This is a genomic window from Embleya scabrispora (assembly GCF_002024165.1).
Taxonomy (GTDB): domain Bacteria; phylum Actinomycetota; class Actinomycetes; order Streptomycetales; family Streptomycetaceae; genus Embleya; species Embleya scabrispora_A.
This window is the reverse complement of sequence record NZ_MWQN01000002.1, coordinates 506,084-519,638: the sequence shown is the minus strand read 5'-3', so window position 1 is coordinate 519,638 and position 13,555 is coordinate 506,084. Positions and strand designations below refer to the sequence as shown.

Below are 13,555 nucleotides of genomic sequence, written 5' to 3'. Positions count from 1 at the left end.
TGTGTGCGATGACCGGCGCCGGGCGGTCGGGGGTCGCCGCGGTCCGCGCTACGGCGCGGGCGGCGTGGGCGGCGCGGGCGGTGCGCCTGGTTCGGACGGTCCGGGGGAGCGCAGCACCACGTAGGTGGGGCCGAGGTGGGTGTGGATCCGGGTGAGGTGGGCGGGGGAGGGGTCGATGAGATAGCGGTGGGCGGCGGTGGTCAGCAGGGGGAGGTCGACGGAACTGTCCGTGTAGGCATGGGTGATCGGGCCGGTGATGCCGGCCGCGCGGATCCGCTCGACCTTGCGGACGCCCCGGCACGCCGGCAGCGGCCGCATGCCGGTGCGGCTCGCGGTCAGCCGGGAGGCGATCACGTCCACCGGGGCCAGGCCGAGTTCGCGGCAGATGGCGGCGGCGAGGGGTTCGGCGCAGGACGTCGCGATCACCACACGATCGCCGGCGGCGAGGTGCGCTCGGGCGCGGTCGACGGTGTGCGGGATTCGGTTGCCGTCGGATGCGCGTTCGGCGGCGAACTCCGTTGCGAGCGCCGCGAATCGGTGCGGGGGCAGCCCGATGGTGGCGAGTCGGAGGAGCAGGGCGAAGGCGCGGCGACGGGTGGGGTGGAGGGCGTACAGGGGGGCGAGTATCGGTACGCACAGGGTCGCGGCGACGGCGCGCCAAGGGGATCGGCGCAGCAGCGCGCGGGTGAAATGGGTGAAGGTGTCGCCTCGGACGAGGGTGCCGTCGAGATCGAAGACGGCGACGGGGCGGGGAGGGGATGGGACGTGGGGCACGGGGGTGCGCTCCTTGGGTCTTCGGGACGTCGCCGACGTCGGCCGGACCTGCCCGTTCACCCCGGCGTCGAGGCCGTGTTCCGGGTTTGGCGCGGCCACCTTGCCCACGCCGGGGTCCAGGTTTCGGCGTCGGGGTCGGTGGGGCGGCGGGTGTGGAGGTGCGTACGGAGCATCGTGACCGTCGGGTGTGGGCTGTCGCGGTGGGAGAGCAGGGAGTGGGGGTAGATCGGGGTCGGCGCCCGTACGGGGATGCGGCGTAGGCCCTGATCGGCGGGCCACACCAGGCGGGTCTGTTCGCCGACCAAGGTGGCCAGGGTCCGGGAGTCGGCGATCGTGTCGAGCAAGGGCTCGGTGCCGAAGTCGGGGCCGGTGACCTCGATGGTGAGGCCGAATGTCGCGGCGAGCGCGTCGTAGTAGGCGGCCCACTCGGTTCCGGCCACGATGCCGGGCATCCAAATCCGGTGCCCGGCGAGGTCGGCGGGGGTGACCGCGCGGGCGCCGGCCAACTCGTGGTCCGGTCCCGTGAGCAACTCGATGGGCTCGGCGAAGGCGCGGGTGGCCCGGATGTCGTCGGGGAGTCGCCGGCCCGGCATGGTGACGGCACGGAAGGACGCGTCGATCGTCCCGGCCCGGATGCCGGCGATGGCCGCGTCGGCGTCGAAGAGCGTCACCACGTCGAGTTCGAGCCCGGGGTGCGCCCGATGGAATTCGCCCAGTCGCCCGGCGGGGGCGAGGCGCCGACCGATCACGTCGATGCGCAGGGGGCGGTGACCGGGGGCTACGGAGGCCACCGCCCGCGCCTCGGCCCGAACGACGTCGCGGGCGTGCGGCAGAAACGCCTGCCCGTCGACGGTGAGCTTCGCGCCTTGCGCGGTGCGGGTGAACAGCCGTACGCCCAGGGACTTCTCCAGCGCGGCGACCCGCTTGGACACCGCCTGCTGGGTGACCGACAACTCGGCGGCGGCGTCCCGAAACCTCCCCGCATCCACGACGGCGACGAAGGTCCGAACGGCATCGAGATCCACCCGGCGCATGCTAGGCCCTGCGCGCCGAATCGACACCAGGCGACGCGACCCGACCCGATGCCACCGGGACCGGCCGGATCTACAGGCCCAACCTCGCCGCGAAGGCCGAGAAGGTGGGTGCTGCGACCCGCCACTCGCACATACAGGGGTTTGTCCAGAAGTCACTGCCGACGACGCGGGGATCCGTTGGGTCGGTCCGGTAGTCGAGCGCCAAGGCGATGTCGTCGCCAGGGTTGCGATTGACGGCGATCAGCACTGCCTGTTCGACGTCGAGCCAGGGGAGTTCGAGGGGGCCGGTGGAGGTGCTTCCGCGCGCCTCGCGAAAGAAGGCGCGGTGCGGGTCGTCGGCGAACATGTCCATTGACTGGGACTCGAACTCCATCTGCTCCGGGCCCGATACGAAGACGAGCGGGCTCTCGAACCACGGGATGACTTCCGCCAATACGGCATCGCCGGGATGCCGCCAGAGGCCGCGCTCGATGAGAGAGGTCAATGGGGTGGGGAGGGCAAGTCCGCGGACCGTCGAAGGCGTCACGGCGTGCAGCTTCGCACGGTGGGAAGGCTCGACGGACCATCGCGGTCGGGGTGCTCGGCCTGCCGTCGAACGGGTGGGATTCCGCCGCTGGTTCGTTCATCGATCCGGAGGAAGTGCTCCGGCGGAGGTCGATTCCATCGTTCTAGGTACGGGTTGCAGCACGGGCCACCGCGCGCCACCTGAAGTCCCCGGTCGGACGCACGACTTGCGCATCTACACGGCCATGGCCGGCGTGGCGCGGGTGCTGTGGGTGCTGCGGGTGCTGCGGGCGGGCGGGGGCTGGTGCACAACCGTTGGTTGTGGGGTGGGTGCTGGGTTGTTGTTTGAAGTCGGGGGTCGTTGGTCGCTTTGATGGTTGGGGCTGGTGCTGGGGAGTTCGGGTGGTGAGGGGTGGGCGTGGATGGCGGGTGGGCCGGGGTTGGGGCGCGGGTTCGGGTGGCTCTGGGGGGCCTATGCCGTCAGTGCGTATGGGACGGCGTTCGGATTTGGGGCGTTTCCGCTGATTGCGGTGCTGGTGTTGCACTCGGGGCCGGCTCAGGTGGCGGTGTTGGCGGCTGCCGGGCGGGTGGTGGGGGCGGTGATCGCGGTGCCGCTCGGGCCCTGGGTGGAGTTTCGGCGCAAGCGGTCGGTCATGGTGGCGATGGACCTGGTCCGGTTCGCGGCGCTGACGAGCGTTCCGGTCGCGTTTGCGTTCGGCCTGCTGAGCTTTGTACAACTTCTCGTGGTTTCGGTGGTCGTGGCCGCCGCCGATATCGCGTTCAAGGCGGCGAGCGGGGCGTATCTGAAGTCGCTGCTGCCGCCGGCCGACCTGCTCGTTGCGAACAGCCGCTTCGAGTCCACGAGTTGGACCGCCATCACGGTCGGGCCGCCGCTCGGTGGGGCCGCGATCGGGTACTTCGGTCCGGTGACGACGGTGATGGCCGACGCGGTCAGCTATCTGTTGTCGGCGTTGGGCATTCGCGCCATCGGCGGTACGGAGTCGCCTCCCGAGCGGACCGGCGCGTCGCGGTTGCGGGCCGGTGATCTGCTCGACGGGTGGAGCTACATCCTCGGTCATCCCGTATTGCGGCCGCTGTTCTTCAATACGGTCGTGGTCAACGGATTGATCATGGCCGGTGAACCGCTGCTCGCCGTACTCCTGTTGGGTCCCCTCCGGTTCGAACCGTGGCAGTACGGGCTGATGTTCGCGGCACCGTGTGTGGGTGGGCTGGTCGGTGCGCGGTCGGCGCGGCGACTCGTGGCGCGGTTCGGGCGGCGTGAGGTGTTGCTCGTGTCCGGGATGCTGCGCGCGTGCTGGCCGGTGGGGCTGGCGTTCGTCCGGCCCGGGGTTTCCGGGATGGTGCTCGTTGTCGTGCTTCAGTTCGGCCTGGTGGCCTGTTGTGGTGTGTTCAACCCCGTACAGGCCACCTATCGGTTGGAGCACACCGATCCCGGGCGGGTTGCGCGCACGCTGACCGCGTGGTCGGTCGGCAGTACCGCCTCCATCGCGGTGCTGACCGCGTCGGCGGGCGTGCTGGCCGCCGCCGCGGGAACCCGCACCGCGATCGCCGTCGCCGGGATGCTGCTCCTGGCGACCCCGCTGCTGCTTCCCAGGTGCGAGATGCCCCAGGCCGGTGAAGTCGTCGAACCGGCACTCCGCGAAGCCGCCGACCAGGCATCCCACGAAGCCGGCGATCGGGTGCCGGGAAGCCTGGCTCCCGATCGGGCGGCCAGCGACCACGCATCATCGGAAGGGAAGACCTCCACGTGACCATGCTCGATCCCGTACACACCGCCCTGCTCGTGCTGGACTACCAGCCCGCCATCCTCGCCGCGCTGCCCGACGGGGAGGAGTACGGGCATCGCGCCGCGCTCCTCGCTCGTGTGGAGGGGATCGTCTCCGACATGCGGGCCGCCGGCGGCATGATCGCCCATGTCCGGGTCGGCTTCACCGCGGCGGACTGGGACACGATTCCCGCCGCGAACAAGTCCTTCGCACCGGTGGCCCGACACCGGCTCATGCACCACGAGGACCCCGCCGTCGCCATTCACGAGCGGTTGGCTCCGCGCGAGGGCGACATCGTGGTCCGCAAGGTGCGCTATGGCGCGATGTCCACCACCGACCTGGACCGGCGCCTACGCGAACGCGGTATCGACACCCTGGTCGTGGCCGGCGTCAGTACCGGCGGCGCCGTGTTGTCCACCGTCGTCGACGCGGCCGACCGCGACTATCGGCTGTACGTGCTCTCCGACGGCGTCGCCGACCCGGATCCCGAGGTCCATCGGGCCCTGCTCGACCACGTGTTCCCGACCCGGGCCTGCGTCGTCGACACCGCCGAGTTGCGCACCCTGTTGCGGGCCGGCTGAGCCCGCCGCCGACCCGATCCGCGGCCGGGAGGGTCGCGCCGCGGCGATCCTGCCGGCCGAAGCGGGCGAGGCCCCTGTTTCGCTCCGCCGGCGCCGGCGTACCGTTCCGCCGCCCATGTCAGTACGCCACCGTGAAGCGCGCGCGGTGGTGGCGGGGGTTTTCCGCCTCGTCGACCAGGGCCACGGCCAGGTCCTCCATCGAGATGGCGGAGACGCCGTCGTCGTCGACGAGGAGTTCGTCGCCGCCGACGCGGAAGGTTCCGGTACGGGCGCCCGGTTGCAGGTGGGCCGGCGGGCTCAGGTAGGTCCAGTTCACGGCGGAGTCGGCGCGGAAGACGTCGAACTGGGCGTTGCAGGCCAGCGCGATGCCGCGCCACGCGGTGGGGACGAACCTCGGGTCGTCGACCGCCATCGTGTCGCCGCCGCCCGGGACGCGCAGGCTGCCGGCGCCGCCGACGGTCAGGAGCCGAACGTCGGTGCCGGCCAGGCCGGACAGCAGCGCCTCGGCGGTCGCGGCCAGTTCCCGTTCGCTGCCGTGGGGCGGCCGGGTGGCGCTGATCACCAAGTCCCGGTCGGCGCCGAGGGCGGCGACGTCGTCGGCGCGGGCGGCGTCTCCGACCCGGGCCTCGGCGCGGGGGTCCAGGTCGGGGAAGCGGGCCGGGTCGCGGACCACGGCGGTGACCTCGTGGCCCCGGAACAGGGCTTCCGAGACGACGCGGCCGCCTACGCTGCCGGCTGCTCCGAATACGGTGATGCGCATGGTGGGGTGTTCCTTCCCGGGGCCGATTGGATTTCTTAACGCTAAGGGAAATGTACCTCACCGCTAAGGTAAATGCGAGGGGCGTCGCGATCCGCTTGGGCGCGCGGATTCGGCTAGCCTGACGCCGTGGCAGATCACGTCGACCTTGTGCTGGAGCAATGGGGTACGCAGCGCCCCGATCTGGACGCGTCACCCATGGCGGTGCTCGCCCGACTGTCCCGCGCCGCGCGTCTGGTCGGCACCGAGCTGACCCGGACGTTCGCCGAACACGGCCTCGACGCCTCGTCGTTCGACGTATTGGCGACCCTGCGCCGCAACCCGCCGCCGCATCGACTGAGCCCCACCGAGCTGATGCGGTCGTCCATGGTCACCTCGGGCGCGATCACCCAGCGCCTGGACCGCCTCGAGGCACGCGGCCTGGTGTCCCGCAGCGCCGACGAGTCGGACGGCCGCAGCGTCCTGGTCGCCCTCACGGACGCGGGCCGGGAGTTGATCGACGAGGCGCTGCCGGCCCACATCGACACCGAACAACGCCTCCTCGCCGCGCTCACCCCCAAACAACGGGCCGCCGTCGCGGACGGCCTGCGAGTGCTGCTGGAATCCCTCGGCGACGCGAGGGGGTGAGCGCGGGTCGGGGCGGGTCGGGTCGGGGGTGCCGGGGCGGAAGCATGGAGCGCCTGGCGAAGAGGCGGCAGCGTCGGAAGGCGCGGGAGGCGCGGTGATGGCCCGAGGTCGGGCCTCTGGGCGATGCGTCTCGGTGTGACGTCGGCCCAACCCCGGACGCCGCGCCGGATCCTGTCGGCCCGTCCGACCATGATCGCGAATGGAACACCCGTCGAACGGATAGCAGTACGCGCATGGTTCTTCACACGCGTTCCGTGCAGGTCGCAGCGTCCACCGACCAGGCATACATGCTCTTGTCGGATACCGACAGGCTCCCCGAGTACTTCCCGCCGGTGACCGCCGTCCGGACCACCTCGGCCCACGCGGTCGTGGTGACCGCCGGCGAGGCCGCGCAGTCCGTCGCGGCCGAGGTCGACCTGGACCGGGACGGCCCCGGCACCCGCATCGAGTGGGCCGTGCGCGGTACGCCGTACACCGGCATCGTGATCATCCAGGACGGCCCCAGCGACATCGACAGCATCGTCACCGTCATGGTCGAGGACGGCCGGGATCCGCTGGATCCGGGCGCGGTCGAGCGCGAGCGCGTCCACGACTCGGCCCAGTTCGGCGGCAAGAAGGGCGGCGAGGCGTTGTCGGTCGACGCCCTGACCCGACACCGAGCGGCCGGCGCGGACACCGACCTGGCCGTCGGCGACATCCTCGAACGCGGCCTCGACCACCTGCGGATCTACCTCGAGACCGGCCGACGACAGGGCTGACGCCACAGCGGGCCCCCACCCGCGCCCACACCGAGCGCGCCCCGCCCCCAGGCCATATCTCGGGACACACACGTGTCCAGCCGACCCAACCGATCCGGCCCGAGCCGCCCACACAGCGCAACCGAGCCCGCAACACGCCGGGGGCCTTTCCGAGTGGGTCGGGTGTTTCCGGCGGGCGTTGCGCTTGTGGTTGCGGGTGGCCGCTGCGGGGCCGGTCCGAGTCGGTGATGGGCCGCCGCCGGCGTTCGGGGCTCCGAGACCCGAAGCCCCAAACGAGACCAGCGCCTTGCTCACCGAAAACCGGCTGGCAGCGGCGGGCAGGGGGCGGTTGGGTCGAGTCCGCCGGCGAGCCTTTCCGAGTGGGTCGGGCGGTCCCGACGAGACTCGCGCCTTCGGTGGCGGGTGGCCGCTGCGGGGTCTGTCCGAGTCGGTGGTGGGCCGCCGCCGGCGTGCGGGGCTTCAAGACACAGGGCTCCCGACGAGACGAGCGTCTTGCTCATCGAAAACCGGCCGGCAGTGACGGGCAGGGGGCGGTTGGGTCGGGTGCGCTGAGCAACGTTCTCGAGTGGGGCGGGTCGGGGTACATGCGGGGGAGCTCGATCTTGCTCAGACCCGGCGCTGTCTCGCAGCAGTCCGGCAACGGCGAGAAGGCGCGCTGCTTCGATCCCCAGCCTCATGCCATCCGGCTGCATCTCGCTGGAACCGTACGGGTTTAGCCAGCCGAGTTCGGACAGTTTTCGAAGATCACCTGGCTGCAGCCGGAGCTCGCCTGACGCGAGATGAGCTCAGGCGCGCGGCGGCAGGACCTCGATCACGGTGGCCGTTCCGGCAACAGGTTGGGCTTCGTACATGGTGATCACATCGCCGCACTTCAGGTGCCTCCACTGATCGGGGCTCAGAGGAGCCAGCCGAACGTCGGCGGTCTCTCCAGGGCCGAGCTCCTGCGCATACTCCACCCACAATCGGGCGATGTTCAGTTCTCGCTCCCCGCCGGCGGTGCGGTTGCCGATGTCCCACATCGGCCTCAGCCGCCCGTCTGCGGCAAAGGCAGTCCGGCGTCGGCCCTCCTCCGCACCCACCAGGCTCAAGGTCGCCCGGACGGTGCCGTGTCGGACTTCCCAGCCCCGCCACTCGCACCACCGCCGACTGCGGTCGAGCATCAGCTGGCGAGCGGCCTCGGCGAGGAGTTCCCAGAAGTCGACGGACACGGGGTGGACATCCCCGATCTCGATGAGAACGCCGAGCACCATCTCCCAGTCCTGGCGCACGATGTCCTCGCGCACATCCCCGACCGTCTGTCCGTTCTCTGCCGCTGCGTCCTCCGGCAGCAGATCGACGGCCCGCCGAAGGAGTGTGAACGCGTTATCCATGTGCTGCATTCTCCCCCGTCTCCGGACGCCTGTTGAAGGGCAACCAGGCCGGTCGGAGTCGGCGGCGCGACACGTCCAATGTGCGCCGGCGCCGCGATTGTTGCCCACTACTTTGAGCAACTCGACTACGATCCGACCCCGCCAGGCCCTCCGGACTGGTTCAGATAGACCTGCATCCGCTACCCCATGCTCCACGTCGACCCGAAGATGCTCGACCGGCCGGCCGAGATCGAGTCCGATCTCCTCAGCCGCCGCGAGCGCGCGCCGAAGCCGAAGGATGGCGCGCTGAGATCGAGGGCATCGACCTCACCCTCACCTTCCTCAACGGCAAGCGCGAGCAAGCACCCTGTCTCGCTGCCAAGAGCCGGGTCGACCTCGGCATGCCTGCCTGCGGATGGGAGACGAAATGGGCCTCATGGCCATGAAGCTCTTCTCGGCACAAGACTCACACCAGCAGCCGAATCGACGGAACCTCCGCGTCCACCGTGATCTCCGTCTCGTGGGACGCCGCACGTTCGTCTGGATCGAGCCTTCGCTGGATGTCTCCTGGTGGGGGCAGTAGTTGCCGTAGTGCCGGCGGACCCAATTGCTCAACGGCGTTGCGTTGCCGCCCCGCTTGGTGTCCTTGAACGGCGCCCACCGGAAGTCCACCACCGTTCGCAACGCCAGCCGGTCGTCCTGGCTCGTCAGGTCGAACGCAGTGATCCGAGCCGCAGTGAAGTGCTGCTCGTTCCCGCCGCTCCAGCAGACGGCCCGCTCGGACCCCCCGCTCCAGCGTGGTGGTGCGACCGACCCGCTCGCAGACGAAGCAATTTAGGTTCAGCTGGAGCGTGGGTCTCCAGAACAACCGATCACGATGAACCTTCTCGAGCCCAGACAGAACCGCAGTCATCGCAAGGCTGCGCAACATCGTGCGGTCGTCGCACAGCTGCTACAGCGACGCCGTGGGCGACCCCGAAACCGGATGGCGTGGGGTTTCGCAGCACCCAGGGTAGAGAAAACCGCTGGTCAGCAGCGGTGAGGGGCGTTTCGGAGTGTCTTGGGATCCGGTTTTGACCCCCACTGGGCACTTCCGGTTTCCTTGAGGTCCGTCTTGCGGCCGGAGCGTACGAAGTCGACCCCGACTCGGCGGTTTCGGCCTCCATGCCGGCGCGGAGAAAGCCGGGGCGGTACGAAACCGGCACTCGATACTCGACTCACCGCCCCGACGCCACGAACCCGCAGGTCACCGAAGCTCGAAGCCCACAATCGCCCGCCGTGATCCGGTTTCGAACCCCAATCTCTCCGCAACCACCCCCCCGAAACGCCCCAACCCACTCGGGAAGGCTCGCCGGCGGACTGGACCCGAGCGCCCTCCCTGCCCGCCGCTGCCAGCCGGTTTTCGATGAGCAAGGCGCTGGTCTCGTCGGGAGCCCTGTGTCTTGGAGCCCCGTACGCCGGCGGCGGCCCACCACCGACTCGGACTGGCCCCGCACCGGCCATCCGCCACCGAAGGCGCAACGCTCGTCGGGATCGCCCGACCCACTCGGAAAGGCTCGCCGGCGGACTGGACCCGAGCGCCCTCCCTGCCCGCCGCTGCCAGCCGGTTTTCGATGAGCAAGGCGCTGGTCTCGTCGGGAGCCCTGTGTCTTGGAGCCCCGTACGCCGGCGGCGGCCCACCACCGACTCGGACTGGCCCCGCACCGGCCACCCGCCACCGAAGGCGCAACGCTCGTCGGGACCGCCCGACCCACTCGGAAAGGCTCCCCGGCGGACTCGACCCGAGCGCCCTCCCTGCCCGCCGCTGCCAGCCGGTTTTCGATGAGCAAGGCGCTGGTCTCGTCGGGAGCCCTGAGTCTTGGAGCCCCGCACGCCGGCGGCGGCCCATCATCGACTCGGACCGGCCCCGCACCGGCCACCCGCCACCAATAGCGCATACCTCGGTAGGACGACCAATTCCCTGCTCACGCGGTTGGACCGAAGGTTGTGCAACCACCCGGCTCTTTGCCGAGGCGTGGTCGACGATGTCCCTACCGACGGCGTGGCCGCGACCCTGTAGGTCCTGGTCGACGGCTGTCGGTTTGTCACCTCGGGAATTCGCCTCCCGGGTCCACCGGCTCCATGGCCACGAACTCGCCCTTACGGAGCGCCTCGCCGAACTCGACGACGAGTATGACTGTCTCCAGTTCGGCGGCCGCTCGGCGGCGGAGATCGATGCGGAGATTGAGGCGGAGGCCCTTCGCCTGAGCCGGTTCACCGGCGAGCGGTGACTGACGACCGGTGAGCGGCGACCGGTGACGGCCGGTTTGAGCATGGGTGCTCTCGCGTCGTTTCGGTGGTAGGGGCCTAGGGCTCCGCCGCTGGAGTCGGCGCGGGGGTTTGGGGACATGTTCGGTCTTGTCTGGATTCGGTGTCGTCTTGATGGACTCTTGATACCTCTCTTCTCCAGGCTTAATTTTCTCTCACTCTGAAATATTTTCACTCTGAGAGGTGAACATGGCGGAGACGGCGGATGCCCGGTGGGCCAACCGTTCCAGCCTGCTCGCGGTGTTGCTGGCCGGTGGGCAGCACAGTCGCGCGGGTCTCACCCAGCAGACCGGGCTCAGCGCCGCCACCGTGTCCCGGGTGGTCGAAGGGCTGCTGGACGAGGGCCTGGTCCGTGAGGGCGCCGTGCTCCAGACCGGCCGGCGGGGTCGTCAGGGCGTGGTGATCGAGGTCGCCGCGGAACGCGGTGTCGCGGTCGGGGTCGACCTCGGCGGCACCACCTGCCGGTTCCTGGCCACCGACCTGCTCGGCCGCTCGCCGCGCTACCACGAGGAGCCGACGCCCCGACACCTCGCCGCCGACCACCTCGCGGACTGGCTCGTCGAGCGGGTTCGCGCCCTGTACGACAACGCCCCCGGTGCCGCCGCCCCCGACGTGTTGCGGGCGGGCGTGATAGGGCTGCCCGGGGCGGTCGCGGCCGACGGGCTGGGTGTGCGCGGCGCGACCAATCTCCCGCAGATCGAGGGCGACCTCTTCACCCGCCGGCTGCGCCGCGCCCTGGAGGGCACCGTCGCGTTCGGCAACGACGCCGACCTGGCCCTGGAGGGCGAACTCCGGCACGGCGCCGCGCGGACCGCCGACACCGCCGTGATGTTCACGGTCGGCGCGGGCTTCGGCGCGGGTGTGGCCGTGGACCGGCACATCCGGGGCGGACCCACCGGCCTGGTCGGCGAATTCGGTTTCCTGCCCGTCGACTCCGACGACCACACCGTGGAGGAACTGGTCGGCGCCGAGGGCCTGATGCGTGCCGCCCGCGAGGCCGGCCTCGACGTGGCCACCGCCGCCGACGTCTTCACCGAGACCGCGCCGGCCGCCCGCGCCGTGGTCGAACGCTTCGAGCGCGCCCTCGGCATCGCGCTGACCGCGGTCACCATCGCGTACGAGCCCGAACTGGTCGTCCTCGGCGGCCGGGTCTCCGCCTCCATCGACACCGCGATGACCACCCGGCTGCGCGAGCGGGTACGCCGACGATTGCCCGCCTGCCCCGAGCTGGTGCACTCCGAACTGGCCGACCTGGCAGGCGCGTTGGGCGCGGTATCGCGCGGCCTCACCGCATTGCGCGTGCGCTTCGACGTCGCGCCCGACGCGGCGGCGGCGGTCCGAGCCGACCTCGACCTCGCGGCGCTGCTGCCACCCCGAGCGCACTGAACCCGACGCCCGAAGCCCGAAGCCCCACCCCTCCGGCCGGCACTTTCGCGCCGCGAGCGCACCGACCCCACCCCACAGGCGCGCGTCCCCACCCTCCCGCACCCCCCGGGGCCCGTCCCGCCCCACCGAACCGCCTGGAGTACCACCCATGTCCACCGCACTGCCCTCGCCGCCCGCGAGCCCGAACCCGAAAGGCGGCTCGCTCCGCCGCAACACACTGTCGGTGTTCGGCGCCGTCGCCATGTGTATGGCCTTCATGGGCCCCGCCACCAGCGTCGCGTTCAACACGCCGCCCGCCGCGGCCGGCGCCGGGTACGCGCTGCCGCTCGCCATCGTGCTGGCCATGGTCGCCAGCCTCCTGGTGGCCAACACCATCGCCGCGTTCGCCCGCAAGCTGCCGGCGGCCGGCTTCGCCTACACCTACAACAGCCACGGGTTCGGCAAGTCTGGCGGCTTCCTGTCCGGGTGGCTGCTGCTGCTCACCTACGGCATGGTCGGGCCGATGTTGTTCGCCGCGCTCGGCGGGTACAGCCACGACTTCCTGGACAGCCAGTTCGACATCCGGGTGCCCTGGCAGGTGATGTCGTTGGCGTTCGCCGCCGTCGTGTGGGGCGTCAACTCGCTCGGCGTGTCCAGTTCGGCCAAGACCGCGCTGATCTTCCTGGTCCTGGAGGTCGGCGTACTGCTCGGCCTGGCCGGGGTGATCCTCGGCGACGGCGGCGACTCGGGCCTGTCGGTCGCGCCGTTCAACCCGGCCAACTCCATCGACGGGTTCAGCGGCCTGGGTACCGGCATGCTCTGGGGCATCCTGATGTTCATCGGCTTCGAGTCGGTGGCCACCCTCGGCGAGGAGGCGCGCGGCGCCAAGCGCAGCATCCCGCTCGCGCTGTTCACGGCCGTCGCGGTGATCGGCACCTTCTACGTGCTGATGGCCTACTCGACCTCGATCGGCTTCGGCTCCGCGCACGGCTCGGACCTGGCCGGCGACGCCGCGCCGCTGACCACACTGGTCGACCGCTACTGGGGCGTCACCTGGATCCTCGCGCTGACCGTGATCGTCAGCCAGTTCGCCAACGTCGTCTCCGGCTCGAACGCGGCCGTGCGGGTGCTGTTCTCGATGGGCCGCGAAGGGGTGTTGCCGCGCTTCCTCGGCCGGACCAACGAGCGCCACGTGCCGCAGTCGGCGATCACCGCGTATCTGGGCTTCTCGCTCGTGTTCGCGCTGGCCCTGGGCAGCGGCTTCGGCGGCGACCTCGGCCCGCTGGGCGTGTACGGGTTCGCCGGCACCATTCTCGGGCTCGGCATGGTGATCATCTACATCCTGATGAGCATCGCGGTGATCCGCTTCTACCTGCGCGAACACCGGGGCGAGTTCGCCCTGTTGCGGCACGGGATCCTGCCCGCCGCGACGGTGCTGCTGATGCTGCTGCCGATCTACGGCCAGTTGTGGCCGGTGCCGGAGCATCCGAACAACCTCGTGCCGTACGTGATCGTCGGCTGGATGGTGCTCGGCGCCGCGTATCTGGTGTGGGCACACCGCTCGCGACCGGAGGTGTTGGCCGCGATGGGACGGGTGTTCGAGGACGAACCGGGCGACGACGCGGCGCAGGCATCGGACGCTGCGACCGGGGCGTCCCGGGCCGCGTCGACGGGGGTGGTGCCGGTGTCGACCGGCCGGACCTGATCCGTAC

At 70.7% G+C, this 13,555-nt stretch carries 11 protein-coding genes; 6 read left to right on the top strand and 5 right to left on the bottom strand.

Going from position 1 to position 13,555, the window contains the following annotated elements; translation table 11 throughout:
* Nucleotides 1-48 precede the first annotated feature (48 nt).
* The 3 genes from B4N89_RS32855 to B4N89_RS32845 all read right to left on the bottom strand — a co-directional run bounded on the left by B4N89_RS32855 (nucleotide 49) and on the right by B4N89_RS32845 (nucleotide 2,334).
* Nucleotides 49-774 carry a haloacid dehalogenase-like hydrolase gene (locus tag B4N89_RS32855; protein WP_161500899.1) on the bottom strand — a complete coding sequence of 242 codons (726 nt, stop codon included), beginning with the start codon at nucleotides 772-774 and terminating at the stop codon, nucleotides 49-51.
* Nucleotides 775-830: 56 nt separating this feature from the next.
* The gene (locus tag B4N89_RS32850) at nucleotides 831-1,799 is read right to left on the bottom strand and encodes a LysR family transcriptional regulator (RefSeq protein WP_101897443.1); all 969 of its coding nucleotides are present in this window, start codon (nucleotides 1,797-1,799) and stop codon (nucleotides 831-833) included.
* A gap of 79 nt (nucleotides 1,800-1,878) precedes the next feature.
* The gene (locus B4N89_RS32845) at nucleotides 1,879-2,334 is read right to left on the bottom strand and encodes a hypothetical protein (protein ID WP_143658166.1); all 456 of its coding nucleotides are present in this window, start codon (nucleotides 2,332-2,334) and stop codon (nucleotides 1,879-1,881) included.
* Between the two features lie 400 nt (nucleotides 2,335-2,734).
* On the opposite strand from B4N89_RS32845, the gene B4N89_RS32840 reads away from it, so the two are divergent.
* On the top strand, nucleotides 2,735-4,084 hold the full coding sequence (locus B4N89_RS32840) for an MFS transporter (RefSeq protein ID WP_078980106.1): 1,350 nt from the start codon (nucleotides 2,735-2,737) through the stop codon (nucleotides 4,082-4,084).
* A gap of 2 nt (nucleotides 4,085-4,086) precedes the next feature.
* Nucleotides 4,087-4,680 carry a cysteine hydrolase family protein gene (locus tag B4N89_RS32835; protein WP_078980105.1) on the top strand — a complete coding sequence of 198 codons (594 nt, stop codon included), beginning with the start codon at nucleotides 4,087-4,089 and terminating at the stop codon, nucleotides 4,678-4,680.
* Nucleotides 4,681-4,798: 118 nt separating this feature from the next.
* Here the strand turns inward: B4N89_RS32835 and B4N89_RS32830 are convergent, their stop codons facing one another.
* Nucleotides 4,799-5,440, bottom strand: a complete 642-nt coding sequence (locus B4N89_RS32830; protein WP_078980104.1) for an NAD(P)-dependent oxidoreductase — start codon at nucleotides 5,438-5,440, stop codon at nucleotides 4,799-4,801.
* A 126-nt stretch (nucleotides 5,441-5,566) separates the two neighbouring features.
* Here B4N89_RS32830 and B4N89_RS32825 point away from each other — a divergent pair, with 126 nt between their 5' ends.
* Both B4N89_RS32825 and B4N89_RS32820 read left to right on the top strand, forming a co-directional pair.
* On the top strand, nucleotides 5,567-6,064 hold the full coding sequence (locus B4N89_RS32825) for a MarR family winged helix-turn-helix transcriptional regulator (protein WP_078980103.1): 498 nt from the start codon (nucleotides 5,567-5,569) through the stop codon (nucleotides 6,062-6,064).
* Between the two features lie 233 nt (nucleotides 6,065-6,297).
* Nucleotides 6,298-6,822, top strand: coding sequence for an SRPBCC family protein (locus B4N89_RS32820; protein ID WP_078980102.1), 525 nt, complete (start codon nucleotides 6,298-6,300; stop codon nucleotides 6,820-6,822).
* A gap of 785 nt (nucleotides 6,823-7,607) precedes the next feature.
* On the opposite strand, the gene B4N89_RS32815 is transcribed toward B4N89_RS32820, so the two are convergent.
* Nucleotides 7,608-8,201, bottom strand: a complete 594-nt coding sequence (locus B4N89_RS32815) for a hypothetical protein (protein WP_078980101.1) — start codon at nucleotides 8,199-8,201, stop codon at nucleotides 7,608-7,610.
* A 2,466-nt stretch (nucleotides 8,202-10,667) separates the two neighbouring features.
* Between B4N89_RS32815 and B4N89_RS32800 the strand changes: the two genes are divergently transcribed.
* Nucleotides 10,668-11,864 carry an ROK family transcriptional regulator gene (locus tag B4N89_RS32800; protein ID WP_078980099.1) on the top strand — a complete coding sequence of 399 codons (1,197 nt, stop codon included), beginning with the start codon at nucleotides 10,668-10,670 and terminating at the stop codon, nucleotides 11,862-11,864.
* A 148-nt stretch (nucleotides 11,865-12,012) separates the two neighbouring features.
* A complete protein-coding gene (locus tag B4N89_RS32795; RefSeq protein WP_235619051.1) occupies nucleotides 12,013-13,548 on the top strand; it encodes an APC family permease in 1,536 nt (511 codons plus the stop codon).
* Nucleotides 13,549-13,555 lie beyond the last annotated feature (7 nt).